The organism is Pedobacter hiemivivus (assembly GCF_005144565.1).
In the GTDB taxonomy this organism is placed as follows: domain Bacteria; phylum Bacteroidota; class Bacteroidia; order Sphingobacteriales; family Sphingobacteriaceae; genus Pedobacter; species Pedobacter hiemivivus.
Genome location: NZ_SWDX01000002.1, coordinates 714065 through 739013, shown reverse-complemented (window position 1 = coordinate 739013; position 24949 = coordinate 714065). Strand labels below are relative to the sequence as shown.

Below are 24949 nucleotides of genomic sequence, written 5' to 3'. Positions count from 1 at the left end.
TTTTATGCCAAATAGAATTACACAGATTCCCTCCGATGCTGATCTTTGGGAATCCATCAAATTAGATGATGAACGTGCTTTTTCTACTTTATTTCATCGCTACTCTTCTCGGATTTACAGTAATTCTTATGCTTACGTGAGGGATAGAGAAGTGTGTGAACAAATTGTGCATGATATTTTTTTAACGCTCTGGAGCAACCGAAAGACTTTAAAAATTGACTCCTTCAAAAATTACCTTACTTCCGCAGGCCGCTATAGGGTTTACAAAAGCATCCATGCCAGCAAAATTATTCCTATCGACTACAAAGAAGATCTGGAAGTTTTTTCGAATAGTTCGGTTGAAAATAACGGTTTTGACCGAATCGCGTATAATGACCTGGAAGCGGAATTGGAATCTTACCTTAAAAACCTACCAAAAAGATGTCAGGAGATTTTCCTCATGAGCAGGCGCCAATTGATGAGCAACGATGAGATTGCGGACAAACTTGGTATCTCGAAGCGGTCGGTTGAAAACCAGATTACCCATGCCCTTAAACATTTGCGTATATCATTAAAGGATGTTACGGTAATGTTGATTATAGCTGGTGGCATCAGCGATTTTGTAAATTGAAATTTAGCGCATAAAAAAAGGGAGCTACGCTCCCCCTTTAAAAGCGCCTGTTATGACTATTGAGTAACTTCCTTTACTTTATTATAAAGTGTTTCAGCTCTTAAGTTGGTTGCTATTACTTTACCCTGACTGTTAACCAATACATTCTGTGGAATGGCACGTACGTTGTAAAGTGCGGCGGCAGGTTCTTTCCAGCCTTTTAAGCTTGAAACATGGTACCAAGGCATTCCGTCGGCTTCAATAGCAGCCTTCCATTTGGTAGAATCCTCATCCAGGGAGACACTTAATACAGTAAATCCTTTTCCTTTGAATTCGTTGAAGGTTTTTACCACGTAAGGATTTTCCTTTCTGCAGGGGCCGCACCAGCTCGCCCAGAAATCAACCAATGTGTATTTATTTTTACTGATTACTTCTTTTAAGCTAAGTTGAGTACCTTCCGGAGTAGTTGAAACAAAATCAATAAAATTCTCTCCCACCAACTTGCCCTTTACGGAAAGAAGTCTCTCCTCAAGTTCTTTTCCCAGCTTTGTAGCCTTTATTTCAGGGCTCAATTTAGAAAAAGTAGGATATGTCGTTTCATAATTAGCCAATCTTCCTTGTGCAGTCTGGTCTAAATAATAAAGGGAAACATAAGATGAAGGATATTCATTTACAAAGGAATGAATAGTTTCTTTTCTGAAACGGGTATATTCATCCAATCCAGCTAGAAATTTAGTCACAGCAGCCTTCTTCTCCGGACCTTCAGGCAGATTCCTAAATTGGTTGATTAAACCATTAAGTTTGTCCTCAGCGGGTCTTAGTTTCTTTGCCAATAGCTCATGTGCTTCGGCCAGCTTTGTACCTTTTATATTGGCATAATGAATGGAATCCTTAGCAGATAGTTGAATTGTTCCTGTAGATAGCAACAAATCTATTTTATCGCCAGTCTGTTCATTACCAAAACCAAGTTTACCCACTGTAGCTGAACTGATATTGCCTGTAAACTTAAATGCACCATTTTGCACCAATACACTGTCGGCTTTTTTGATTTGCGCATCTTCGTATGCTAACTTTATAAATCTACCATCGTGTTTGCGATTTACCTTACCGTTGATGGTAAAATTTTCGGACTGTGAAAAACCTGCTAAAGGAATAATTGACAAGCCCAGTATTATTACATGTTTTAATTTCATCTGTTTCATTTATAATTAGATTTTATTTAGTTGACAGCGCGCCAATTGATATTTTTAACTTTAACGAGGTTTGACCATTCCGCTTTTTTCACTGGCGTCAAAGTGACCACATTTGGATCCATTCCAACTATAAAGCGACGTAAGGTGCCTTTAGTATTGCCATTGTAGGTAGCCAGGTATAAACTGTTTGTTGTAGGGTCTATTTGCGTATCAAACTTGAGCATGGTAATTTGATCAGTTCCAATCTCAGGGAACTCATAGATTTTTTCAAAATCCCGCGTATAATCGTACGCATATAGCTTGCTTCCTTTCGAATAAAATATTACGGAGCGGGTAGACGAAAATGCATAGAAATCAGCTTTATCAAAATCAACGGCAATCGGCTTAATGGTATAAAGGGCACGCCTGGCCGGCGTAACCGTGTTTACGTAAAATTTATACACATAATAAGCATTACTGGCATCTTTCATGATGGCAAAAGAGTTTCCGTTAGTAGATCCATCGCTATTATTCCGGGTATTTTCTGCATATACCAGGTGTCGGCCAATGCTTGCATTATTCCAGGGAAATTCAGGTGTAACACCGCCAACAGGGGCATCCGATAATACAGAAGACGTTGATGTCCCATAAAAGGCAGTATGGTATAGGAAACGTTGATTTTGGGTGTCATACCACATCAAAGCGTTCATATTATTTAATGAATAAAGCAGGTAAGGTGCAGCAGGAAGCCTAACTTGTGGTGCATCTGTCGTTTTATTGATCGGATTGTTGTAAAAATCACCACCGGTTAATATTAAATAATTGACAAAGACATCTCCACCCTTCGTAATCGTTACTCTATAATTCCCGCTACTTGTTCCGCCGGCGGCGGCATTAATTTGTGGGCCCACTGCGACAGGATACATTGTTTCTGGATTAATGGCCTCCGAAGTATAAGCAAGTCTTTTGAAGTTATTGTCGGTCGTTGCCTTTAAGCTGGTCCGATTCAGGTAATAAGATCCCGTACCGGTAAGTACCCACAACTTGGCATAGGCGTTACTACTACCTATTCCGGTATGCATAAAACTAAGTGGCTCCCGAAGACGGGGAAGCCCACTTTCCGAGAGCAGATGCGTAAAATGTAGCGTATCAATTCCCATCGAAAGCATCTCGGCTTCGGCGTATCCTTGTTCATCCTCGCCTATAATCAATATACCCTTGCTATAAGGCGTTCCCACTATAAGTTTGGAACTGGCCCGTGACACAATACCCGTTTTTTTATCGAGCACCCGGTAATAAAGCGTATGTTCAATCGGCTCCAGGAATACAGGAAAAACCAGGTTCCTACTAGTGCTAATACTGTCATTAAGCTTATTGGAATTTTGCAAAATCCACAGGTACGCATATCTCGATGTATCTCCCTCGTCCATAGTCCCTTTTAAGATGGGACTAATGCGCAGCGTGTCAATAATTGTACGTATTGAATACTCTGTTTTAAGGCCAGATATAGACAATTCATTGATATCTTTGTACTCATAGTTCCCCAGATCTTTGCTACAAGAGCTGATTATGATAAGGGATAAGCATACTAAGGTATAGTTATATATTTTCATGTTCTCTTTAATAAAATTGATTTACTTAACATAGGGTACACCTAAAGTAGAGGTCCAGGGTACACCGCTCATCCACATCAACCTACCATCCTCTTCCAGCAATGGTTGTCCTTCCTCTTTAAGTCTGATCAGAACAGCCACTGCATCTGCTCTAATGAGCTCCCAGCGGACTTGCGGCATGGTTTCAGCGCTAGCGAACTCAGCATACGTTACCCCAAGATATTTGATCAGGAATTCCATCTTCCGCTGGGTAAAAGCTCCCCAGGAACCCGTTTCTTGATTGGCGGCGGTTAATGAACCTACCCAAACTGCAGGTTTTACCATAATGTCTCCCAATCGTAAGGTGTGCAGACTAGCGTCAAACTCCTTAACAATGCGGCCTTGTTGTAAGCTAGGGATTGCATCCCATTCCGGAAAGGACAAGGAAAAATCCTTGGTAGGAACCAGGCGTAAGCCCAGTGTTTTCCCTGAAACTTTTAAATCCGCCGTGCGTTTTAGCCTTACCACTACATTAATGCTAACCGCATTGGCAGGGATAGACCATTCTTCCTTGATTGGATCATAATGCACATTGGGAACTGCCGTAGTAGAGTCAGGATTAACCTCGACACGGAAGGTTCTATCGTAATTTTTCACCGGTCCAGTGATCATGACTTTGACAGGAAAGTCGACTACATCTTTATTAATTCGAACAAACTCAACCTCACTGTCGGGTTGATAAGGCCAATTCCTGGCATCAAAAGAGGCACTTCCAGATTGCACAGCAAAGTACACTCCTTCAGAACCTTGATATTCCATTATATCCTTTTGGCAGCTCCATAGACAAGCTAATAGCGGTAGGAAAGCGATCAGTATTTTTCTTTTCATGGTCTTCATCTTAATTAATTCAATTTCTTTGTGAAATTTCGCTGTCTGGCAGTGGAACGACATAATTGTTCAATACCATAGGTTTAGTCCCGCCATTTACCACCGCATGATTTAAGATGGCCGTCGCGCCATTTCTTTTGTAATAAAAGAATTGCTGCCCCTCTCCAATAAATTCTCTGATAAATTCGTTGGTAATCTCTGTTTTTAATTCAGTAGTGCTGGTTGGATTCGCATTAGGCGTATTACGGTTTCTCTTTACCTCGTTTAAATAACCGATTCCGGTATTCAGGTTCGGGCTACATTCGGCAGCAATAAGCACAACTTCCGTAAGGCGGATCAGCGGAATCATATAACGCCCCGGGCCGCTTACCGGTGTGGCGCCAGAAGTCGCTACCACATCCTGATACTTTAAATTCGTTAAACCACTTACCGTCCCGGAGGATACAATCTGCCAGCATCGGCGACGATAATCATTTTCATTGGGAAAAATACTGATTACGCGGTTCATAACACCATTACCCGAGTCAAATGCTAATTTGGTATTCGCATTCAAATTCACATCAAAAACACGCTCGTACATATTTTTACGATTGATGTCATACAGGGAAAACATCACCTCGGTAGAGAAAACCCGATCCGGTAAAGTTGCACTAGTTGCATTTGCAGCAGTAACATAAGGAAATCTAACCTTTCCTGGGGTTTGCACCTCTTGCAACAATTCTACAGCTGTAGCATAGGCATCAGTTGTTTTTGACTGCCATAAATAGGCACGCGCAAGAAGGGCTTTGGCAGCATAGTAGTTTAGTCGGTACTGACGATAATAGAAGTCGTTACTACCCGAATTATTATTGCCGTTCCGAACACCTTCTGTACGAATTGGATCAGTGGTTGCCATCAATGACAAGGCCATTTTCAGATCATCTGTAACTAGCTGCATAAATTGTTCAGAACTTAACAATGGGCTTACACCGAAACCAGTTTTATTTACATAAGGAAGAACAGGCTTAGTTTTGTTTGCTTCTGTATAGATCGGGCCGAACAAGCGTAGCATATCCAAATGTAACATGGCACGTAAAGCAAGTGTTTCTCCTTTGATTATCCCATAATAAGGTTCTGGTAAAGCCTCGCTTGGTGCATCTCCGCATTTTTCAAGGATCACGTTACAGTTGGCAATCAGCTGGTAGGCCTTACTCCAGGCGGCATCAAAGGTAGATTTAGGTTTATCACCGGTATATACAAAAGTTACGAATTGATAATAACTATGCGTACTGATATTCATGAAGTAGTAGCCGGCCATTACATCCAATGCTCCTGCCGTCATTTCCTGGCCATAAGATACCTTGTTAGTCATTTCTACATAAACGCCATTGAGCGCTTTCAGATAACCTTCTTTATTTACAAATTGCTGGTCTTCAGACAGCCGGTCGCTAGGTTTTACATCAATCCATTTACTGCAGGAGATCGAAAACAGGCTTAAAAAGACGCAAAAAAGTAGTTTGTATAATGTTTTCATGCTTGTTATAATTAATATTTATTAAAACCGAACCGATGCTGAAAAAGAAACCGATTGCGCAAAAGGGTAATCAAGCCCCCGCTCATTTTTAATCGTCGAGATATAGAAAATATCATTCATATAAGCCCGGAAAGTAATGGAAGATGCGCGTATTGCTTTTAACCAGGATGCAGTTGAATTCTCATAACCCAACGAAAAAGCTTCCCCAACCAAGTTATTGTTATCTGCCACAAACCTTGAGGAGATCGGCGTTGCCTCCGTTGTTGAAATTGCTTTAAAACGGGCGTTATCACCCGGTTGCTTCCAACGCTCGGTCAATGCGCGACGGTCCTGATTAAACGGAACTTGTTGTGTGGTGATATTTTCTACTTTATCAAAAAGGGTTTTCAAAAACGTCTGTCCACCTAAGCGATACCTCAGGTTCAGGGAGAGCAGGAAACCTTTGTAAGAAAAATTCGTACCGATTACACCTTCCAGTTTTGGATCACTGTTTCCTACGACCACCTCGTCCTGGAAATTATAAACAAAGGTTTGCTCATTGTTTTTATTCAGGAATATCTCTCGTCCTGTTGCGGGATCAATACCCACCGAGCGCACCGCCCAAAGGTCAGAAGGACTTCCACCATCATAATACCGAATCAGGCTATTAGTTAATTTATTATTAGAATTGAAATTGCTCAGCTGGTTACCCATGTTGCCATATCTTGCTTTCAATTGTCGCATGTTAAGGTTTACACGCCAGTTGAGTTGATTACGTCTGATCAGCGTATAATCCGTTGTGATCGTAAAACCACGGGTCACTTGTTCACCAATGTTTTGTGCCACCCTACTTACTCCTGTAGAGGAAGGCGGTGTATAAAGCACTAATAAAGGATTGGTAGTTTTAACAAAATAGTCTGCAGTAAAACGCAAGCGGTTGTCTAGCGTGGTCAAATCCATACCGATGTTACGATCAAGCGTAGTTTGCCATTTAAGGTTTGTGTTTCCCATATTATCGATGATGGTACTGGCACCAAATGGGTTCCGGTTTTCATTGTTATACCGGTAAATACGCATCGAAATATAATCACTGAAATTCTGGTTACCAGGATTTCCCATTGATGCCCGTAAACGGAAGTTGTTGATCCATGTCAAATCTTTAATAAATGATTCGTTGTGAATATTCCATGCCAATCCGACTGACCAGATGTTAGAAAAATGCCTGTCAGAACCAAAAACGGATGACCCGTCAGATCGAAGTGTCGCATCAATCAGGTACCGCTGATCATAGGCGTATCCTGTATTTACAAAGAAACTTGCACCGCGACGTTTCGATTCCTGGTAGTCGGCACGTTTTCCTTCAGGATACCCCAGTGAGAAATTAGGGTTTGAAAATTCGTCGTCCACAAAACCACGATTCTGATAAGCACTTTGCTGAGTGGTATTCTGTTCCATCCGGATACCAGCAACAGCATTTAACGAATGTTTTTTTGCCAGTAATTTTCCATAAGTCAAACTAAAGTCGCCATCGTAATTTAAGTTTTTACCGTTTGATTCATTGTAGGTCCCCTTTTCCAAAACATCTGTGTTCAGGAATTCGGTATTGAAAGGTGACCGGAATATTTGAGTCTGTGTAATCGTACTACGAATCCCGAAACGGCCACGGGCGCGCAGCGATTCCGTTACTCGCCATTCCATTTCCAGATTATTTGTAAATCCCTGAGATTCCTGCTCATTGATGTTCAGGTTATTCACATTGTAAAAAGGGCTGTATGTAGGATTGAGGCCGTTACCCTGTGCACTAAAATCTTCCAGTACCATTTTTACACTGCCATCTGCATTGTATTTCCTATAAAATGGATTGGCACGTGAAAAATCAGAGAAAGGAGAAGTCTCCTTGTTGGCAAGGACATTGTCGATACTCAAGGAGTTGTTTACGGAAAAATTACCTTTTCTGTATAACAAGCGCAGATTCCCATTAGTAGCCTTCCTGTCAGAACCCTTCATTACCCCTTGGGTAATTCCATAGTTAACCGAAGCACTGTAACGCAGGTTGGCATCTCCACCCTCAGCAAACATGGTATGTCGCTGAGTGAGGGCTGTGCGTAATGGTTCACTTGCCCAATACGTATTCACACCGCGTCTAACTTCCGCGAGGCGGTTGTAGTAGTTGGTTTGGGAATTGGCGTTGCCCGGAATTAAAAAATTTCCGTTTGCATCCAGCCTTCCATAGAATTCAGACAGATATTCAAATTGCAATTTTTCTTCTGCATTCATCAGATTGTAGTCTGAGAGGTCTGCAAAAGCTACCGTAGCATTAAGACTGTAATTGATGCGCAATGAACCAGCTGTAGGCCTTTTGGTTTCTACAACGACTACCCCATTTGCTGCTTTAGAACCGTAAATGGCAGTAGCAGCAGCATCTTTTAATAGTGTGATACTTTCCACACGATCCATGCTCAGATCGCTGATAATAGCTAAGGTACTCTCAAAACCGTCTAATATAAATAAAGGTTGATTTGGGTTTGTCCCAAATTCATCCGTTAACCCAATCACACTGCTTTTCCCCCGTATTTCGATATCAGGTAAGCGGTTAGGGTCAGATCCGAACTGGTTATTGTCGATGATCGCAAAAGACGGATCCAGTGTTTTTAAACTTTGCAAGATACCCTGGTTGCCCACAATCTGTAATTCCTTCGAAGAAAACCTGGAGGATGATCCAGTAAAACTGTTGCGATCCCTTTGAAAAATTCCGGTAACGACAACCTCGTCCATAGAATCATCTTTCGGCTCCAGGTCTACATCCAGCTTTTCTTGCTTCTGATAAGCAATTTCCTGGGTTTTCATCCCAATATAAGTAAACACTAATGTTTGTTTCTTATCTGAGGGAGGAACAGCGATGCGGTACTCCCCCTTCGCATTGGTAGCTGTACTGACAGGACTGCCTTTAAGCCTGATGGTCACCTTTTCCAACGGTTGCTTGGTCTCTGCATGACGAACCACACCTATAAGCATACTTTGCTGAATAGAAACAGCGCTGGTCCCAGTATTCGACGTCGCATGCGGACTGGAAAATGATATGGTCTTGTCTTCGATCTCATATTCCAGCGGCTGACCTTGGGTTACCTTTTCTAAAAATTGCTGCAAAGGCATATTCTTTACATCAATTGTGATAGGCTTGGTAGATTCAAGCAGCTTTTTAGTTCCAAAGACGGTATACCCACTTTGTTTTCTAATGGCGTCGATTACAGAGGAGAAGGGAATGTTTTTCCCTTTGAGTGTAATCTGTTGTGAATAGCTGGCGGCACTTACTGTCGTAAATCCAGCTATAAGTAATAACATGATGATTTTCATCACTCGCGATAAGTAATATTTATTCATTAAATTTGCGTTGGTTTGGGTGGTGCAGTATCTGCTTATTCGTTTTAGGTCGATTGCACTAATCATTCTTTAAAGGGAAGGATGGCGGTCCTTTCCTTTTTTTGATTTTAGGAGCTTTAGTGGTTAGTTTAGTTAGGTTTTCATCATTCGGTTTTTGGTTTAGGTTTTACATTCTACTTTTTTCCTTTAATAATTAATTTTCGACGACTAACGTCGAGTTTATAGTCAATTTCGGCAACGTCCAATAAACGCAATACAAGGCTGATGTTTTGGTTGCGAAAAGCATCCCCCATGAGTTCTTCTTTTGGTATCCCGTTTTCATAAATAATGTCCAGATCATACCAACGTCCAATTTCATTCATGGTCTCTTCAAATGTTTTACTGTCAAAGCCAAATTTGCCATCGCGCCAGGCGATATAATCGTTAACATTAACCTGTTTCACCTTTATCTTTCCTGCAGAAACGATAGCCTGTTGATTGGGTGATAGCGTAATGCGGTCTTGCTTATCACTAACCGCTACTCTTCCTTCAACAAGCGTTGTTTTAATAGCTAACTGCTCCCGATACGCATTTATATTAAATTGGGTACCGAGCACTTCCACTTCCTGATGCTTGCTGATCACCTTAAATGGTATTTTCTCTCCGTTTTTTCGATAGGCTGTTTTCACCTGAAAGTAGGCTTCACCCTCAAGTTCTACAACGCGTTCATCCGAAGCGAAACGCGAGGGATATTTTATCGTAGAGGCGGCATTGAGCCAAATTTGCGTACCGTCCTCCAATGTGATTTTATAGGTACCTCCGCGTGGAGTTTGTAGGATTAATAAGCGTGGGTTATTGTAGGTTTGGTCCAAATCGACATTTTCAACTGGAACACCATTTGTATAGGTAATTTCCTTTCCTGCTACAATACCAGCTTGAACATTGCTCAACTCTACAGTCCTACCGTCGGCCAGGGTTAGCGTAGCCTTATTCCCTCCGGGGCCAATGGTTGTACTTACCAGTTCCGAAACTTTAACTGGTTCTTTATATTCGATTGCCGTCCATGTACCGAGCGCAACAACAAATATTGCCGCTGCCGCCGCTATCCATCGAATCATTGGATAACGCTTGATAGTTTTAGGCTGCTCATCAGCCACTTTAGCTAATAAGCCTGCTAATACCCTCGATCTAACCTCTTCCTGAGATTCATTGCGTTTTGTGGGAATAACTACTTGCTGATCGTCATGGCTGTTATACCAATCCGTTAAAACTTGCAATTCCTCTTTACTGATATTGCCAGTATTAAATTTAAAAACTAAATGTTCTATGTATTCGGTATTTATGGGCATTCTGTTTGCTTTTCTATATTTATAGACAGAATAATATTAGCTAGGGGTGAGTGCGATGAATTAATTATTTAATAATATTTATTTAATGTCGTTTTTAAGGCCTTATCGCTGCAAAAACATATGAATAGATATTAGTACCATCAACAATCCTATATTGCCTTGGATATCTTTGTTTGCCTTTTTAAGGTGTGATTTGATTGTGTTTTCTGAGAGGTTTAATTTTTCAGCAATCTCTTTATTGGAGAGGCCTTCCTGGCGGCTAAGCCTAAAGACAAGCTGACATTGAGGCGGGAGCGCATTTATTGAATTGTCGATCTGTTGCTTTAGCTCGCGTATCATAAACTCATGCTCGGGCGAAAACGAGTTGATATCCTCTGGAGGAGCATAACTTTCCAATTTTATGCGTTCCCTGTAACGTCGATCCAGCATATTAAACGACTGGTTACGTATCGCACGGGCTAAATAATTGGAAAGCATGATTTTTGCGAGTGAAAAATCATGGCGCAGCTTCCATAGTTTATGCAATACGTCTTGAACGCATTCTTCAGCTTCTTCCTGATTGCCTAAGCGATTAAAGGCAACTGCCAACATTTTATCCCAGTAACGATCATAAATCTCCACTAATACGCGTTCGTCACTATTTTGCATAAGCTGAACTAGCTCCTGATCTCCATATAGTTTATATTGCGTCATTAATAGATGTCCCCCGCTTGCAAATATATAATTTTCAGCGTTTTGTAGATGGTTTCTTTTTTTTGATTGAAATAAAAAAGCTGGTAATCATAAATAAATGTAATCCGTTATTTACTTTTTAATTAACCTAAATATAAAACGTACTGAACAATTAAGGCACAGGTTTTGAATAACTTAGGGTACAACTAATTAAAATCGTATGACAACACAAGAAGTTGCTGACAAATTGGTACAGCTATGCCGTGAAGGTAAAAATGATGAGGCCATTGAAGAGCTTTATGCAGAAAATGTGATCAGTAAAGAACCCAAAGGATCAGACATGGAACTGACCGAAGGTAAAGAAGCCGTTAAAAACAAAACCCTTAAGTGGGAAGAAAGCGTAGAAGAAATTCACAGCGCCTCCTGCTCAGACCCTATTGTTGCAGACAACCATTTTGCAATCGTTATGAATATTGATGCCACTTATAAAGCGCATGGAAGAATGGCAATGAGCGAGATCTGTCTTTATGAAGTAAAAGATGGAAAAATCGCCTCTGACGAGTTCTTTTACAGAATGGGCTAAAAAAATAAGGGTTCCGGTAACCAGCCAGAACCCTTTAATATCAACTAAACCTAAACTCATAAATACTAACCAAATATTTATATCACAAATATAAAGGCGCTTTATTAAACCCATGTTAAATCATCGTGAAGTGTTAAGGATAATCAAACCATAACATAGAGCTACCAGTAAGTTAAAACAGTATGATTTATTTTGCATCAAATTGCAAGACTATATTAACATGGAAAAAACACAATTAAAGGTCAGCACAGATCTGCAAAAATTCATTGAAAAATTCGAGCCAAGCAAATTTAAAATGATGACAAAAGGCATTGAGATTAGAGGCATCAACGACATGCACCGAAACATTACCCAAGCTAAAGATCTGATCGAAAGGTTAGATTTGAAGCTCTTTGTGTCACATAATGCAGAAATGCTGAGTTATGGCGCCTTTGAGGTAAATTTCATATAAAAATATAAATCCCGCTCTACTTTCGTAAAGCGGGATTTAACCCGAACGGCACTAAAATCGAACAAAATATTTGTCGGTTTCTGCTATTTAAATACTTCGGCTAATTTTTCTTCCAGTTTTTCTCCTCTTAAATCCATGGCCACAATTTTCCCGTCCGGATCGATCAGAAAATTTCTCGGAATGGAAGTAATTCCATACTGCATGGCTATCTTGTCGTTAAACGCCTGCAGGTTGGATACCTGACCCCATGCTACCCCATCCTGCTTAATGGCAGCTAACCATGCTTTCTTATTGCCATCCAGTGAAACACCAAGAATATCGAAATCTTTACTTTTATATTTCTGATAGGCCATAACCATCACCGGATTTTCTGCCCGGCAGGGGTGGCACCAGCTAGCCCAAAAATCAACAAGTATGTATTTCCCTTTAAAAGACGATAAAGATACCGGCTTCCCGTTTACATCATTTGCAGTAAAATCCATTGCTTTTTTCCCAATTGCTACAGTCTGATAGGAACTGAGGATTTTATGGACATCCTTTACCTGTTCATATTGCTTAAGCCCGGTACTGAGTCCGTTATAAAGCGTAGTTCCTTCAGCAAAGCTGATTTGCTTGGCCCTTACTATTTTTTCCAAAAACACAAAGCTTAACCAGGAATTGGGATGGCTTTTGATGTAGTCCTTTTTAATCACATCTTCCGGCTGTGTCCTGGCCTTCATCATTTGGTTAACCTGGTTAAGATCGTCCTGAACTGGCGAACCGGTGATCAGAAACTGGTTAAATCCTTTGTGGTGCAGCAAGCTGATTTGACCTGGAACACTATAAAACTGAACAAATCCTTTGAAACTTTTATTCACCTTTATGCCATTTTTAACTTCATGCCAGAACAGGTTAGTGGTTACGGCCTTATCACTGATGCTGCCTTCAAAGTGATAGGTATTGTTTTTTAGCTCAGCACTGTCTCTTCTGTATACACCATGGTCAGTATAGTCCAGATAAATCTTTCCCGTTGAAAGGGTATCGGCAACGATCTTACCGTCGAGTACAAATTTATGTTGTTTTAATTGTGCAAATGCAAATATGGGTAGTACCCCTATTGCTGCGCATGTGATGATCTTTCTCATTTTTTATCGCTTAGTTTTTAAAAAAATTATTGAAATATTTCTGATAGTTTCTTTTGCAATGCTTCGCCGCGAAGATTGGTTGCAATAATTATCCCCTTCGGGTCAATTAAGAAATTGGCAGGAACAGAATTTACATTGTAAAGCAGTGCAGCCTCACAGTTCCAAAATTTAAGATCACTTAATTGTGTCCAGTTATACTTTGATTCCCGGATCATCTTTAACCACCGTTCTTTAGAATCAGGCCTATCAAGTGAAACGCCGACCACCGTAAAATTTTTGTTCTTATAGGTATTCCAGGCATTTATAACATTGGGCATTTCTGCAATGCAGGGAATACACCAGGTGGCCCAAAAATCGAGCAGTACATATTTCCCTCTAAAGTCAGTTAGCTTAACCATCCGGCCTGCAGTATCCGGCAAGGAAAATGGCAGTGTCATATCGCCTATTTTTCCCGAACGCATCCCCTTAATTCTCGAAGCAAGTGCCATCCCTGCTTCTGATTTTTTTAAAGCTGGCGATAATTCCCCCAGCAATGCAGTTAAGGCCACCGGATGTGGATTCTTTGCAGCGAACATATTTAGCTGGTCTATACTAACCTTCGAAGCCTTGTGGGTTTTAATATATTGTGTCAGGATATTCAATTTTTCAGCGGGAATGTCATTACTAAACTGATCATAAGGTCTTTTGCCTTCGCGGCCGATGTTGATCCTGGTTAGCATGGTATCCAGCATTTGATAGTATTGCTGATAGTCGTTGTTTAATGGTGTACCCGAAAGCTTGCCATACCTGGTCCCTGCCATAATATCAACATGTATGGTTCCCGGTTCCAGGTAAAATACAGCACTTCGGTCAGAGCTGCCTGATCTGAAGATCAGCTGTCCAAACTCAACCTCTTTCATTGTACCTGTAAACTCAAACTTTCCGTCAGTCACGGTTGCCGAATCTACATGTTTCCCTGAATTTATGTTGTACCAATGCAAGCGCACTTTACCATCAACAGGTAAATCTGTTTTTCCATAAACCCTGTACTTACCACTTTGTGCTGTAGCCAAAAGTGGGCTAAGCAGTGCAAATAATAGATATATCCTTTTCATTTATTTTTAGTTGTGTTAAATTTATTTAATGACTTCTGCAAGTTTTCTCTCTACCTCAGGACCGCGAAGGTTCCTGGCAATGATCTTTCCAGATGGATCGAGTAAAAAATTAGCAGGAATAGTAGCCAGGTTATACATAACCGCCACCTCGCTTTTCATGCCTTTAAGGTCAGACACCTGTGTCCATACCATGTGATCACTTTTAATGGCTTCCATCCATGCCTTTTTCTGGCCTGGATAATCAAAGGACACACTCAATACGTCAAATCCTTTGTCCTTATATTTATCCCATGCCTTTGCAACATAAGGCGTCTCTGCCCTGCATGGGCCACACCAGCTTGCCCAAAAATCTACCAGCACATACTTACCCCGAAAAGAGGATACCGAAACTGGTTTATCATTCACATCGTTTAGCGTAAATTCTATAGCCATACTGCCAACGGCTGTTTTTCCATTCAGATCAACACGTTCTCCAAGTTTGGAGACCAGCCTGTACTTTTTAAGATCTGCGCCAAAAACCTGGTAAAGTTCAAAGGCTTTCTCCGGGCTAATCACCTTACCTCGCACATCCTGATCCAGTAAAAGATAACTAAGCCATGATGAAGGATGCTGGCGGATGTATGCCTCGTTAATTGCATCGGGAGCACGTTTTCGTAATGAATGTTCTTTTTGAATCTTTTCAAGATCCGTTTGCACATCCGAACCGGTCACAGACTCATTTTTAAAATCAATAGTATGCTTAAAGCTGGTCACTTTACCAGCTTCGGCCCAGCCCACAGTGTATTGCTTTTTAACTGTATCAGGGATCATGCGTCTCCTTCCCCAGGTCATTACACACCTTAATGCTCCGTCAGGGGTAGCTACTTCGAAATGATATTGATTGTGCTTTAAAACACAGCTGTCTTTACGCTGTATATTATTTTCATAATCATAATAGTTCAGGTAAATTTTTCCACCTATAGTGGTATCAGACTGGATTAATCCGTTTATCGTAATTTTTCCGGCTTGTGCCATTGTCAATATTGGCAATAGCATAGCCAATATTATGATTGTTCTTTTCATAATTTATTTGTGAATTGGAACCTACACAGGTTTAATGGCCTGTGCAGGTTAAATGACGTATCGGGTTAATTACCTTTCCCTATAGGAAACGCTTACTATTTTACCAAAGCCCGTCCAGCTACTGGTTTTAATTAGCTGTCCGTTAACCGGAGGTACAGTATACAACTCCATTGTGCCGTTGCTTCCCGGAGTTCCTGCCGGGTCATATGAAGCAACGGTAAGTAAGCTTGCCCAGGTTGGATAGTTCAGGTTAGTCTTAGCAAGGCGTTTAAAGAAGCGCTGAAAATCCAGGTAAGTGATGATTTCTGAACCTTTGTCTACCATCAGCTTACTCTGCTGTAAAGCAAGGTCATATTCGTATACTTTTCCGCCTATACTGTAAAAGAGATATCCCCAATCCGGGTTTAGCACAAAGTTTTTAGCGTTTTCAAAATCCGGGATCAATACCTGCTGAAGAGAGGTTTGCGCACTACCTATGTTAAAACGCATTACCCAATATTTGGCTGTGGCCGGATCTTTCATTACAGCAAAGGCTTTGTTGTTATAGTCTTTACCCATATAAATTAGATCATATCCGACAGGATAATTTAAGGTTGGTGCAGCATCAGCAAGTGCAACACTGTTATAGGACGCTGCTGTAACAAAATTACGCTTATCTAAATTATACATTACTGCCGCGGTACCATTTGTAACTATGTGTGGCGAAAGCTTAAACGGGGTCCCGCTTGCGCTATATGAATTGAGCGGCGAATATTTAAATGCATAAAAACTGGCCAGTGTACTGTAATTATAGATGTTGTTATTGTCAAATAAATACAATAAAGGATATATACCTAACGATAGCTCACCTATAATACGTTGCGGAGCAAAATTCAGGGGCGTCTCGCCGACAAACATATAGCGGATGCTGGACTTCTGGTCATATGCAAATGTTTCCTGGTTAATCCGGCTGGTGCCGGCAGAGGTTAACACGAAGATGCCGTAATTTTGGGCTGCTATATTTGCATTGGTATACTGCATACACAATACCTGATAAGGTTGTCCCTGCATGGGCAGTGTAGAGCCCACTTTTTTCAACACATCGGTATATTGCTCAAATGAGTTGCTGGTGGCTTTATACGAAAGCATATCCAGCCTCGATTGCCCGTTTACCTCATTCAGGACCAGATAACCCTCATAAATATCTGTTGTTACCGTTAGTGTCGCTCTTTTTTGAAACTCAACACCTGTTTTTTTATCTGTTACCCGATATTGTAAGGAATAAGTTCCGGCAACCAGGCCGATTTTTATGTTAAGTGCTTTATCAACGGATATTATTGAATCCCTTGCTGGCGGGGCTGAAGAACTCCCCAGCCTCAAAGACCATTCATAGCTGTAATTTCCCGGATCCGGACTGGCGTCTTTTGTCATATCCAGTTTTGGGTCTATGGTTAAAATTTCACCTGATTTTGCCTGGTAGCCAGTCGCACTCTGAAAATCGGTAAATGTAATTTGATTGATCTCATGGTAATCGTAATTTCCAATGTCCTTTGAGCAGGAAGCAAGTATAGCAACGGCTATTATGGAAAAAAGCCCGTATAATAATGTCTTTTTCATTTTATATAATTATTAAATCTAACCATTGATAAATTGTTATTGGTACGCGGTACCCATTTTCATTTCCGTTATACCATCATTTTCATAAACGGTATGCCCTGCCGCCTTCTGGTCGGCCAGGTAATGACTTACACTTATGGCCCAATTTGCAGCCCGTACGCTAAACTGGAGATCAGAAAGCCAGCCTTTCGTGTAATAGTCGAACGGCATTCCCGTAACCTGGTTAATCAGCTTTATTTTTTTAATGCTGAACACGCCAAAATAAGTGTTAAATGAACTGCTCCATACAATGAACATATCTGAGATTTTTACCTTAAAGGCAAGCGCATTTACAGTACCGGCTATACTTGAATATAGCGTCTTCATGTCTGTTGTAAAATCGCCTCCGGGCTGCAATGCAAGTTTTAGATATACTGCTTTGGTCTGGAGGTCGGCTGACCGGAGCAGTTTTACAGGCAGGCTGTCCAGAACACGACCTGCGCGGATGGTAAATGAGGCAGGAAGAACATAATGCTTGCCCGCTACAGCAGTAGTATTGCTGTCAATCACAATTACTTTATAAGTACGGTCATGGTCGCTTGCAGTACCCGTTATCGCAAGCGGAAGTTTTAGTACAGAATCTGTTGCCGATGCAGGTCTGATCGCAAATGAAGCTTCTAAACTGTCTGCAATTAATCCTGAAGCCTTATAATTGAAGTAAATGTTATCTGAAACATCATAGGTTAATAAAGACTCTTTTTTGCAGGATGCAAACAGACAAAGTGCTAATGCGAATGCGGCTATATAACTAATTTTATTCATTTCCTTTTGATTTAAGTTTAACGCGGTGTGGTTTCTGATAAAGGCAGCGGCACAACATACTTGGCTGCATTCATAGTCACATTTCCAGTCGACGTACCGGAAGGAATGCTGGTCTTATTTGTTCGTTTATAGTAAAAGAACAATTGCCCCTCGCCCCAGAATTCTTTCTGATATTCCTTTTGAACTTCTGTAGCCAAAACAGCGGTATTGGTCAGGTTCACCGCTATGCCTCTGTTATACCGAACCGTATTTAAATAATTAATGGCAGTGGTCTGGTCAGGTTCTGTTTCCGCCAGGATATAGTACAGCTCGGTTTTCCTGAGCAATGGCTGAACAAAGCGCCATGATTTGGTCTTGTCTGCAACATCTGTAAACTTCACACTGGTTTGAACAGTTGGAGGATTGGCTGCAGCATCTACTTTTTCAGGCACCCAGGTTTTAGCATAGCGGTAATCTACAATGGTTGCGTTGGTACCTTCATAAATACTCAATAAACGGGCAGGTAATGCCGTTAAAAGATCGCCAGCTAATAGATCAGGACTAAAATACTTGGTAAAATTGGTATACATACTTTGATTATAAACCCCAAACATCACTTCAGGAGAGAAAACACGATCTGGCGATACACCTTGTGTAATCAGTTTTGGGTCTAACCAGGGAAACCATTTTTCGCCTTCGGCAAGTGCCTGTTTTGCAGATTGGTTGGCCGCAGTTTTATTGCCACCATACAAATAAGCGCGTGCTTGTAAACCCATAACTGCGTAATAATTTAAGCGCTGGTTTCTGTAAGCGCTATAAAAGTTATTGCCTATTGTTATGCCACCAGTAATTACAGGGTCTGCAGCCAACAGGGTTTTAGCGGTGGAAAGATCAGCAAGTACGCTGTCGAGTACCTGGCTAGCAGTTAAAATGGGTTTTGTTACTCCTTCTGCCTTGCTATAATATGGAATTGCAGGGTTTCCTGGCGCTACAGCAAATATAGGCCCATATAGGCGCAACAGATCGAAATGCAGCATAGCTCTGATCCCGATAGCCTCCCCTTTTAACAAACTTGCGTTTTGCTGGCTGATGACCCCTCTCTGACTTGCCGCATCGAGGCCGGAAATGAATTTATTTGTTTTGGTGATACTGGCATAAGCCTGTATCCAGATTTCATCAAACGCGGCCATAACAGTTGTATTTGCATAACCATAGGTTTGAAAAGCCACATAACTGTTATTGCTTGCAACAACTGTGTTATACCGCTGGCCCAGCATTTCTATGGTAGTGGTACTCAGGTTTGCGCCATAAAGCGTATTTGATGCCAGCCCCATATAGAGCCCGTTTAGCCCCTGCTGAATAGCCTTTTCGTTAGAAAATACCTGTTCTTCAATATATTTATCTTCGGGCTGGATGCTTAAAAATTTCTTGCAGCCTGAAAAACATACACTGGTAAAGACTAACAGGAGGATGTATTTATATTTTTGTGCCATGTTTTTAAATTTAAATTAGAATGAAGCATTTAAACTAATAGAAGCGGATCTAGAAAATGGATAATCAATACCACGTTCGCTTTTTACACTCTCGATCCTGAAAATATCATTCACATATAGGTTAATGCTCAGTGATTGCATTTTTAGTTTTCTTACCCAGCCCTCAGATACCCTCCAGCTTGCGCTAAAAGATTCACCGATAAAATGATTATCTTCCTCAATAAAGCGCGAGGACATAGGTGTAGAGGATGTCAGTGAAATCGATTTAAACTGTGAAACGTCACCGGGTTTCTGCCACCTTTGATAAAGGGCCCTTTTATCCTGATTAAAGATCAGGTTGGTTGAAGATATATTTTCTACTTTATTATAAAGGGCACTGTTAAATAAATCACCTCCTATCCTGTACCTGATGTAAGCACCGAAACTGAAGCTTTTATAAGTAAAATTATTGTTGATCACACCTTCAATGGTTGATCTTGAATTTCCGACTTTCACGATATCATCTGTGCTGTACAGGAAAGTGAGTGTGCCGTCTTTTTTCTCGAAGAGTTCATTCCCTGTGGCCGGGTCTATACCGTGTGAAATTACGGCATAAATGTCGTCTGGACTACTCCCATCCTGGTACCTGATCAGGCTTTTGTTGTTCAACTGAAGCTTATTAAGTGCATCCAGGCTATTACCGAAACCACCGTAGGTACTGTTGGTCTGTTGCCCGGAAACACCTACAGTCCAGATAATGCGTTCTTTCAGGTTATAAACCGGAGAAAAACGGGCGTTAACGGCCCATCCTGTTGTTCTTAAGCTACCTACGTTGATGGCATAATTTGAATTGATACCAACTGAAGTAGGGATAGCCGCACTTGCCGAGATGATCAAGGGCTTGGTATTTTTGTCGAAATATTCCAGATATCCACTAATTCTGTTGTTAAAAATAGTATAGTCCAGACCATAACTTTTTTGCAGGGTTTTTTGCCAGTCCAGATTCGGGTTACCTAATGAAGTCATATCAAGACCTTGTCCAAACGGATTTGAACCGTTTAAATAGGTATATACCGAGGTTGAAGTAAACTGTCCTAAATTCTGGTTTCCGGTATAACCGATATTGGCCCTTAGTTTTAGCAGGCCTATCCATTTAATATCTGCCAGGAATTTTTCCCGGTGAACATTCCAGCCCAATCCCGCAGAAGCAAATGGTTTAAACTGTTTGTTAGATCCAAAAGCACTGGAGCCATCGAGTCTGTAGGTGGCATCAAATAAGAAACGCTGGTCGTAGGTATAATTTAAACTACCCAGAAATCCTACACTGTTTGAAGTAATTGCTGATGCACTCGGTCTCCCAGAAGGCGTATAGCCATAAGCAAACCTGGGATTGCCATTGGTTCCATAAGGAAATCCAACAGCCGAATAACCGGAAGATTTTTGTGTGCTCTGCTGAATATCTGAACGTACGTTTGCATTGAACTGATTTTTACCGATCACCTTTGCATAGCTTAGCATCAGGTTTCCGCTGTAAAAATTGCTTTGCGATACAGCGTTGATATAGCGACCTTTTTGATAAGGATCAATACCTGCAAATGAAGTATGGTCTGGTGGCACAAAGCTAATGGTCTCACCATTGTCTCTTCCTAATGAAATCCCTCCTGTTATGCGAAAGCTCTTCGACACCGTATAATTGGCCTGCAGGTTGTTCCGAAGTGAAAATCCGTTGGTCTTACCGATACTGAACAGCGTAGCATTATATAAAGGATTAACAGTATTGGTTTGTCCGGGATCAAGAAACATGGGAGTTGAACCATCAACATTATACTTGCGGTAGTATGGATTTGCCCTTGAAAAACTACTGAAAGCACCATAAGGCGAGTCATCAGAATTTAGATTTGAAAGTGTGATGCTGTTCGTAACGTTGATTTTGCTTTTTCGATAGGTAAGGTCAAAATTCCCACCCCAGGTATTGCGGTCAGACCCCTTCATTACACCCTGCTGATTGCGGTAATTTATTCCGGCGCCAAATAACAATTCATTTGAACCACCCGATATACGTAAGGAATGCCGTTGTGCAATTCCTGTCTGCACAGGCTCGCTCAGCCAATAAGTGTTTACACCGCGCTGTATGTCTGCAAGCTTGGCATTATAAGTAGAATCTGATTGCCATTGAAAATTTGGGGCATTGTTATATACGCCCGAAAGCCGCTCAAATTCCAGTTTTTCTGAGGAGTTCATTAGGTTGTAGCTGCTAAAGTCGGGCAAATCAAAAGAAAAATCTGTGCTGTAGCTTATCCTAAGCTCTCCCGCTACCGGTCGTTTGGTTTCCACAACCACAACACCATTAGCAGCCTTTGATCCATACAATGCGGTAGAGGCTGCATCTTTCAGGAGCGTTACAGAAGCAATCCGGTTGATGTCCAGATCGTAAATAACCCGCAATGAGCTTTCGAACCCGTCAAGGATAAATAAAGGTTGATTTGGATCGGCACTGTACTGGTCGTTCAGGGTCGTGGTACTGATGGTTGTTTTCCCCCTTACCTCAATTGTAGGCAGACTGTTTGGATTAGCACCCTGGGTATTGTTTTCGACCATTATGAATGACGGATCCAGTGTCTTTAAACTTTCTAGAATATTTTTATTACCGATTGCTTTTAATTGCTCTCCGCTAAATGTTGATGTAGCACCCGTAAAGCTGTCTTTCTTACGGTTAATGCCCATACCTGTGATCACCACATCATCCATTTTATTTTCAGCAAGTTCCATTTGTATAGTTATAGAAACCTGGCCTGCTTTAATCTTCACTTGACGTGGAGTATAGCCCAGGTAGGTAACTACAAGTGTTGCCTTTTCATCTACTTTACTTAAAAAGAATGCACCGCCAGCTCCGGTAACAATCCGGCGGTTTGTACCCTTAACGCTAATGGTAGCGCCCATCATCGGTTCTCCATGCTCGTCAAGCACAACTCCGCGAATATCCACATCGTTAAAAACAGACATCACTTTATCGAGAAAGGAAGTCTCCTGCGGCTTTACAACTACCGATTTGTTGATAATTGTATAATCCAGATTCTGGGGTTTGAATATGGCATCGAGGGCATCTTCGAGCTTTGCATTGTTCAGGTCTACATCTACCTGTTTTGCATTTCTGATGACCTTGAAATCAAATAAAAAATCGTAGCCTGTCTGCGTCCTTACCTTTTGCAATACGTTTTTCAGTGATGCACCTTTTTCTTTAAGGGTAACCCTTTGTGCAAAACCGGCAGCACTTACCTGCAGCAGAAATGAAGTCATTATAATTATGATCAATTTCATAATCAATATAATTTTAGGTGGCAGCCAAAAATGAAGCATACCAGAATTTAAAGTATATTTATTCATACTTTTGTTTTTTGGGTTAATACGTGAAACGGTCTCAAAATTGTTTTACCCGATCTCATCGGGAGGGCTAATCCAAAAATTCTGCGTAGGAGTGCTGATACACTTCTGCGCTTTTTTATTTTGTCACCCTGCTGGTGCTTACTGTAGTAGTGGTCTTTTCATGTTGGTTTTGGTTTAGTTTTCGGTTTATTGATATGAACTGATGATTATTTTCAGGGCAAGACAATGATTCTCCGGCCTATTACTTTAAATTTAACATTTCCGGTTTTTTCCATTAATTCGAGCACTGCAGAAATGGGTTTAGAACGCGACACAAATCCGCCGATCGTAAAGCTTTTAGGTGCAGCTTCGGCATAAACAACCTCAACATCGTACCACCTCGATACCTTGCGCATGACGCTTTCCAGTGTTTCATCATTAAAAATGAAGTCTCCTTTTTTCCAGGCAATTACCTCTCCTACGTCAATTTTTGCAACTTTTATCCTGGAATCGGTTAAGGTCGATTGCTCATTCGGTTTCAGGATTACGTCATTTCGCGATGCAGCACCCTCATCAGGCCCTCCTCCCAATAACGAAACCTGAACAGCGCCTTCAAGCAACGTTGTTTTGGTACTCTTCTCGTCCTCGTATGAATTGATGTTGAAATGCGTTCCCAGAACCTCAACCTCCTGCTTAGTTGTCTTTACAATAAATGGATGCGCTTTATCTTTACTTACTTCAAAGTATGCTTCCCCTGTAAGCTCCACTTTTCGATTAGGCAAGCCCGTAAAAGCAGCCGGAAATTTAAGGGAGGAAGCCGCATTTAACCAAACTTTGGTTCCGTCTGGCAATGTTACTATATAGGTACCGCCACGAGGGGTGCTTGCTGTCAGGAGTCCTCTGGCACCGAGAGCAGGTACGCTGACAGCGCCTGTGTTTTTCTGATCGCCCTGAACAAGACTTCCGTCATTATACTTCAAACTATCCGCATCTATATCAACCCCGGTCTTCACATTACTCAACTGTATCACCTTGCCACTGGCAAGCGTCAGCGTAGCCTTATTGGAACCAGGCGCTACATCATTCATTACCAATTCGTCATTGCGGAAAGCTTTTCGCGACGAAGTAATCTCATAAAACCATATTCCAAATACAATCGTTGCCACCGCAGCAGCAACAGCTGCAATACGCAGCCATAATCTGACTGTTTTTTTCATTTCGATTCCTGCCTTTGCAAAAATCTCCCGTTTTAATCTGTCATTCATTGCAGACGCTGTTTCGGCCGACACCAGTTCATCACTGGTATCATCAAAAGAATCGTACCACTTATCAAACTCAGTTTTTTCTCCCGCAGTGATTTTTCCGGAGATCCATTTTCTGGCCAGGTCCAATAAAGTAAAATTTGGTTTCTGATGTTGCATAACAGGTGTCTTTATTAGATAACCGTTCCAGAAAGACAAATCCCTTAGTGCTGCCGAAAATATTTTTTATCATTGATCAGATGCCCTTCAAAAATGGATAAACAGCACCGTCCCCAACAGGTTTCCAAATTTGTTCTTTAGCGTTTTTCGTGCTTTTGAAAGGTGCGCTTCAACTGTTTTTTCAGAAATATCCAATTCCTCTGCAATATGCTTCTGGGAATATCCCTTATCATGCTTAAGCCTGAATACCAGCTGGCATTTTTCCGGCAATAAATTGATCGTCAGCTGTAGCCTTTCCTGCAGTTCATAAAGGTCCAGCTCACGCAATGTGCTGATGTCTTCTTCGGTGTACGATAGGCCAAGCTCTTTTTCATAGGCTGCAGCATGGGCCCTTTTCCTCATGACATCAAGGATCTCAAATTTTACTGCAACGGCAAAGTAATTTTGAAAACTTGTGGTCAGCACAAAAGTTTCTCTTTTACGCCATAGGTTTACAAAAATATCCTGTACAATTTCTTCGGCATCCTGCTGGTCACCCAAACGCTTATGGGCAACGACAAACATCTTTCGCCAATACCTGTTGTAGACCTCCGTATAGGCATACTTGTCCCCTTCTTTTAATAAAGTACTCAGTTCCTGTTCCGAAAGATTGCTGTAAACAGCCATGATAAGTTACCCCTTGCCTAAAGTTAATTATTAATTTTCATTAGCATCGGTCAATATTAAGAAATTGTCAGGAAATAAATCACATAATACTATAAGTAAAGCTAAAACTGACTTATTAGACTAGAACTAACAGTACAATACACTTGAATTATGTGATTGATGCTGTGCATCAAATAGGAAACAGACAAATAAAAAAAGGCCTCGATGTGAAGTGCCCCCAAAA

Annotated in this window: 19 protein-coding genes; 3 read left to right on the top strand and 16 right to left on the bottom strand. The window is 41.2% G+C overall.

Annotated elements, in window-relative coordinates:
* Positions 1-4 precede the first annotated feature (4 nt).
* Positions 5-610 (top strand): RNA polymerase sigma-70 factor, encoded by a 606-nt coding sequence (locus tag FBD94_RS06575; RefSeq protein ID WP_131611660.1) that lies wholly within the window; start codon positions 5-7, stop codon positions 608-610.
* A 56-nt stretch (positions 611-666) separates the two neighbouring features.
* Here FBD94_RS06575 and FBD94_RS06570 read toward each other — a convergent pair whose 3' ends face one another.
* The 7 genes from FBD94_RS06570 to FBD94_RS06540 form a co-directional block, all read right to left on the bottom strand.
* Entirely contained in the window at positions 667-1791 is a 1125-nt protein-coding gene (locus FBD94_RS06570; RefSeq protein WP_136879549.1) for a TlpA disulfide reductase family protein, read from the bottom strand.
* Positions 1792-1808: 17 nt separating this feature from the next.
* Positions 1809-3374, bottom strand: coding sequence for a PKD-like family lipoprotein (locus tag FBD94_RS06565; RefSeq protein WP_136879548.1), 1566 nt, complete (start codon positions 3372-3374; stop codon positions 1809-1811).
* 21 nt (positions 3375-3395) lie between these two features.
* The gene (locus tag FBD94_RS06560) at positions 3396-4241 is read right to left on the bottom strand and encodes a DUF4843 domain-containing protein (protein ID WP_169472234.1); all 846 of its coding nucleotides are present in this window, start codon (positions 4239-4241) and stop codon (positions 3396-3398) included.
* 19 nt (positions 4242-4260) lie between these two features.
* Entirely contained in the window at positions 4261-5754 is a 1494-nt protein-coding gene (locus FBD94_RS06555; RefSeq protein WP_136879546.1) for a RagB/SusD family nutrient uptake outer membrane protein, read from the bottom strand.
* Positions 5755-5775: 21 nt separating this feature from the next.
* Positions 5776-9114 (bottom strand): SusC/RagA family TonB-linked outer membrane protein, encoded by a 3339-nt coding sequence (locus FBD94_RS06550; protein ID WP_235884391.1) that lies wholly within the window; start codon positions 9112-9114, stop codon positions 5776-5778.
* A 173-nt stretch (positions 9115-9287) separates the two neighbouring features.
* Positions 9288-10442: a FecR family protein gene (locus tag FBD94_RS06545; protein ID WP_136879545.1), complete on the bottom strand. Its 1155-nt coding sequence runs from the start codon at positions 10440-10442 to the stop codon at positions 9288-9290.
* Between the two features lie 102 nt (positions 10443-10544).
* Complete coding sequence (locus FBD94_RS06540; RefSeq protein ID WP_136879544.1) at positions 10545-11135, bottom strand: RNA polymerase sigma factor; 591 nt, start codon at positions 11133-11135, stop codon at positions 10545-10547.
* Positions 11136-11334: 199 nt separating this feature from the next.
* On the opposite strand from FBD94_RS06540, the gene FBD94_RS06535 reads away from it, so the two are divergent.
* Positions 11335-11697: a nuclear transport factor 2 family protein gene (locus FBD94_RS06535; protein WP_136879543.1), complete on the top strand. Its 363-nt coding sequence runs from the start codon at positions 11335-11337 to the stop codon at positions 11695-11697.
* Between the two features lie 220 nt (positions 11698-11917).
* On the top strand, positions 11918-12148 hold the full coding sequence (locus tag FBD94_RS06530) for a hypothetical protein (protein ID WP_131611634.1): 231 nt from the start codon (positions 11918-11920) through the stop codon (positions 12146-12148).
* Between the two features lie 83 nt (positions 12149-12231).
* On the opposite strand, the gene FBD94_RS06525 is transcribed toward FBD94_RS06530, so the two are convergent.
* The 9 genes from FBD94_RS06525 to FBD94_RS06485 all read right to left on the bottom strand — a co-directional run bounded on the left by FBD94_RS06525 (position 12232) and on the right by FBD94_RS06485 (position 24726).
* Positions 12232-13272 carry a TlpA disulfide reductase family protein gene (locus tag FBD94_RS06525; protein ID WP_136879542.1) on the bottom strand — a complete coding sequence of 347 codons (1041 nt, stop codon included), beginning with the start codon at positions 13270-13272 and terminating at the stop codon, positions 12232-12234.
* Positions 13273-13298: 26 nt separating this feature from the next.
* Entirely contained in the window at positions 13299-14366 is a 1068-nt protein-coding gene (locus FBD94_RS06520) for a TlpA disulfide reductase family protein (RefSeq protein WP_136879541.1), read from the bottom strand.
* Positions 14367-14387: 21 nt separating this feature from the next.
* The gene (locus FBD94_RS06515) at positions 14388-15428 is read right to left on the bottom strand and encodes a peroxiredoxin family protein (protein ID WP_136879540.1); all 1041 of its coding nucleotides are present in this window, start codon (positions 15426-15428) and stop codon (positions 14388-14390) included.
* A gap of 69 nt (positions 15429-15497) precedes the next feature.
* Positions 15498-17024, bottom strand: a complete 1527-nt coding sequence (locus FBD94_RS06510; RefSeq protein ID WP_136879539.1) for a PKD-like family lipoprotein — start codon at positions 17022-17024, stop codon at positions 15498-15500.
* A gap of 36 nt (positions 17025-17060) precedes the next feature.
* Positions 17061-17825 (bottom strand): DUF4843 domain-containing protein, encoded by a 765-nt coding sequence (locus FBD94_RS06505; protein WP_136879538.1) that lies wholly within the window; start codon positions 17823-17825, stop codon positions 17061-17063.
* Positions 17826-17842: 17 nt separating this feature from the next.
* The gene (locus tag FBD94_RS06500; RefSeq protein WP_136879537.1) at positions 17843-19297 is read right to left on the bottom strand and encodes a RagB/SusD family nutrient uptake outer membrane protein; all 1455 of its coding nucleotides are present in this window, start codon (positions 19295-19297) and stop codon (positions 17843-17845) included.
* Positions 19298-19312: 15 nt separating this feature from the next.
* On the bottom strand, positions 19313-22594 hold the full coding sequence (locus FBD94_RS06495; RefSeq protein WP_169472233.1) for a SusC/RagA family TonB-linked outer membrane protein: 3282 nt from the start codon (positions 22592-22594) through the stop codon (positions 19313-19315).
* A 278-nt stretch (positions 22595-22872) separates the two neighbouring features.
* A complete protein-coding gene (locus FBD94_RS06490) occupies positions 22873-24060 on the bottom strand; it encodes a FecR family protein (protein WP_136879535.1) in 1188 nt (395 codons plus the stop codon).
* 87 nt (positions 24061-24147) lie between these two features.
* Positions 24148-24726 carry an RNA polymerase sigma factor gene (locus tag FBD94_RS06485; protein ID WP_136879534.1) on the bottom strand — a complete coding sequence of 193 codons (579 nt, stop codon included), beginning with the start codon at positions 24724-24726 and terminating at the stop codon, positions 24148-24150.
* Between the last annotated feature and the right edge of the window lie 223 nt (positions 24727-24949).

Excerpts from the sequence above, each read along its gene's own strand:
- FBD94_RS06575 (WP_131611660.1), top strand. The coding sequence starts at position 5 with ATGCCAAATAGAATTACACAGATTCCCTCCGATGCTGATCTTTGGGAA.
- FBD94_RS06570 (WP_136879549.1), bottom strand. The coding sequence starts at position 1,791 with ATGAAACAGATGAAATTAAAACATGTAATAATACTGGGCTTGTCAATT.
- FBD94_RS06565 (WP_136879548.1), bottom strand. The coding sequence starts at position 3,374 with ATGAAAATATATAACTATACCTTAGTATGCTTATCCCTTATCATAATC.
- FBD94_RS06560 (WP_169472234.1), bottom strand. The coding sequence starts at position 4,241 with ATGAAAAGAAAAATACTGATCGCTTTCCTACCGCTATTAGCTTGTCTA.
- FBD94_RS06555 (WP_136879546.1), bottom strand. The coding sequence starts at position 5,754 with ATGAAAACATTATACAAACTACTTTTTTGCGTCTTTTTAAGCCTGTTT.
- FBD94_RS06550 (WP_235884391.1), bottom strand. The coding sequence starts at position 9,114 with ATGAATAAATATTACTTATCGCGAGTGATGAAAATCATCATGTTATTA.
- FBD94_RS06545 (WP_136879545.1), bottom strand. The coding sequence starts at position 10,442 with ATGCCCATAAATACCGAATACATAGAACATTTAGTTTTTAAATTTAAT.
- FBD94_RS06540 (WP_136879544.1), bottom strand. The coding sequence starts at position 11,135 with ATGACGCAATATAAACTATATGGAGATCAGGAGCTAGTTCAGCTTATG.
- FBD94_RS06535 (WP_136879543.1), top strand. The coding sequence starts at position 11,335 with ATGACAACACAAGAAGTTGCTGACAAATTGGTACAGCTATGCCGTGAA.
- FBD94_RS06530 (WP_131611634.1), top strand. The coding sequence starts at position 11,918 with ATGGAAAAAACACAATTAAAGGTCAGCACAGATCTGCAAAAATTCATT.
- FBD94_RS06525 (WP_136879542.1), bottom strand. The coding sequence starts at position 13,272 with ATGAGAAAGATCATCACATGCGCAGCAATAGGGGTACTACCCATATTT.
- FBD94_RS06520 (WP_136879541.1), bottom strand. The coding sequence starts at position 14,366 with ATGAAAAGGATATATCTATTATTTGCACTGCTTAGCCCACTTTTGGCT.
- FBD94_RS06515 (WP_136879540.1), bottom strand. The coding sequence starts at position 15,428 with ATGAAAAGAACAATCATAATATTGGCTATGCTATTGCCAATATTGACA.
- FBD94_RS06510 (WP_136879539.1), bottom strand. The coding sequence starts at position 17,024 with ATGAAAAAGACATTATTATACGGGCTTTTTTCCATAATAGCCGTTGCT.
- FBD94_RS06505 (WP_136879538.1), bottom strand. The coding sequence starts at position 17,825 with ATGAATAAAATTAGTTATATAGCCGCATTCGCATTAGCACTTTGTCTG.
- FBD94_RS06500 (WP_136879537.1), bottom strand. The coding sequence starts at position 19,297 with ATGGCACAAAAATATAAATACATCCTCCTGTTAGTCTTTACCAGTGTA.
- FBD94_RS06495 (WP_169472233.1), bottom strand. The coding sequence starts at position 22,594 with ATGAAATTGATCATAATTATAATGACTTCATTTCTGCTGCAGGTAAGT.
- FBD94_RS06490 (WP_136879535.1), bottom strand. The coding sequence starts at position 24,060 with ATGCAACATCAGAAACCAAATTTTACTTTATTGGACCTGGCCAGAAAA.
- FBD94_RS06485 (WP_136879534.1), bottom strand. The coding sequence starts at position 24,726 with ATGGCTGTTTACAGCAATCTTTCGGAACAGGAACTGAGTACTTTATTA.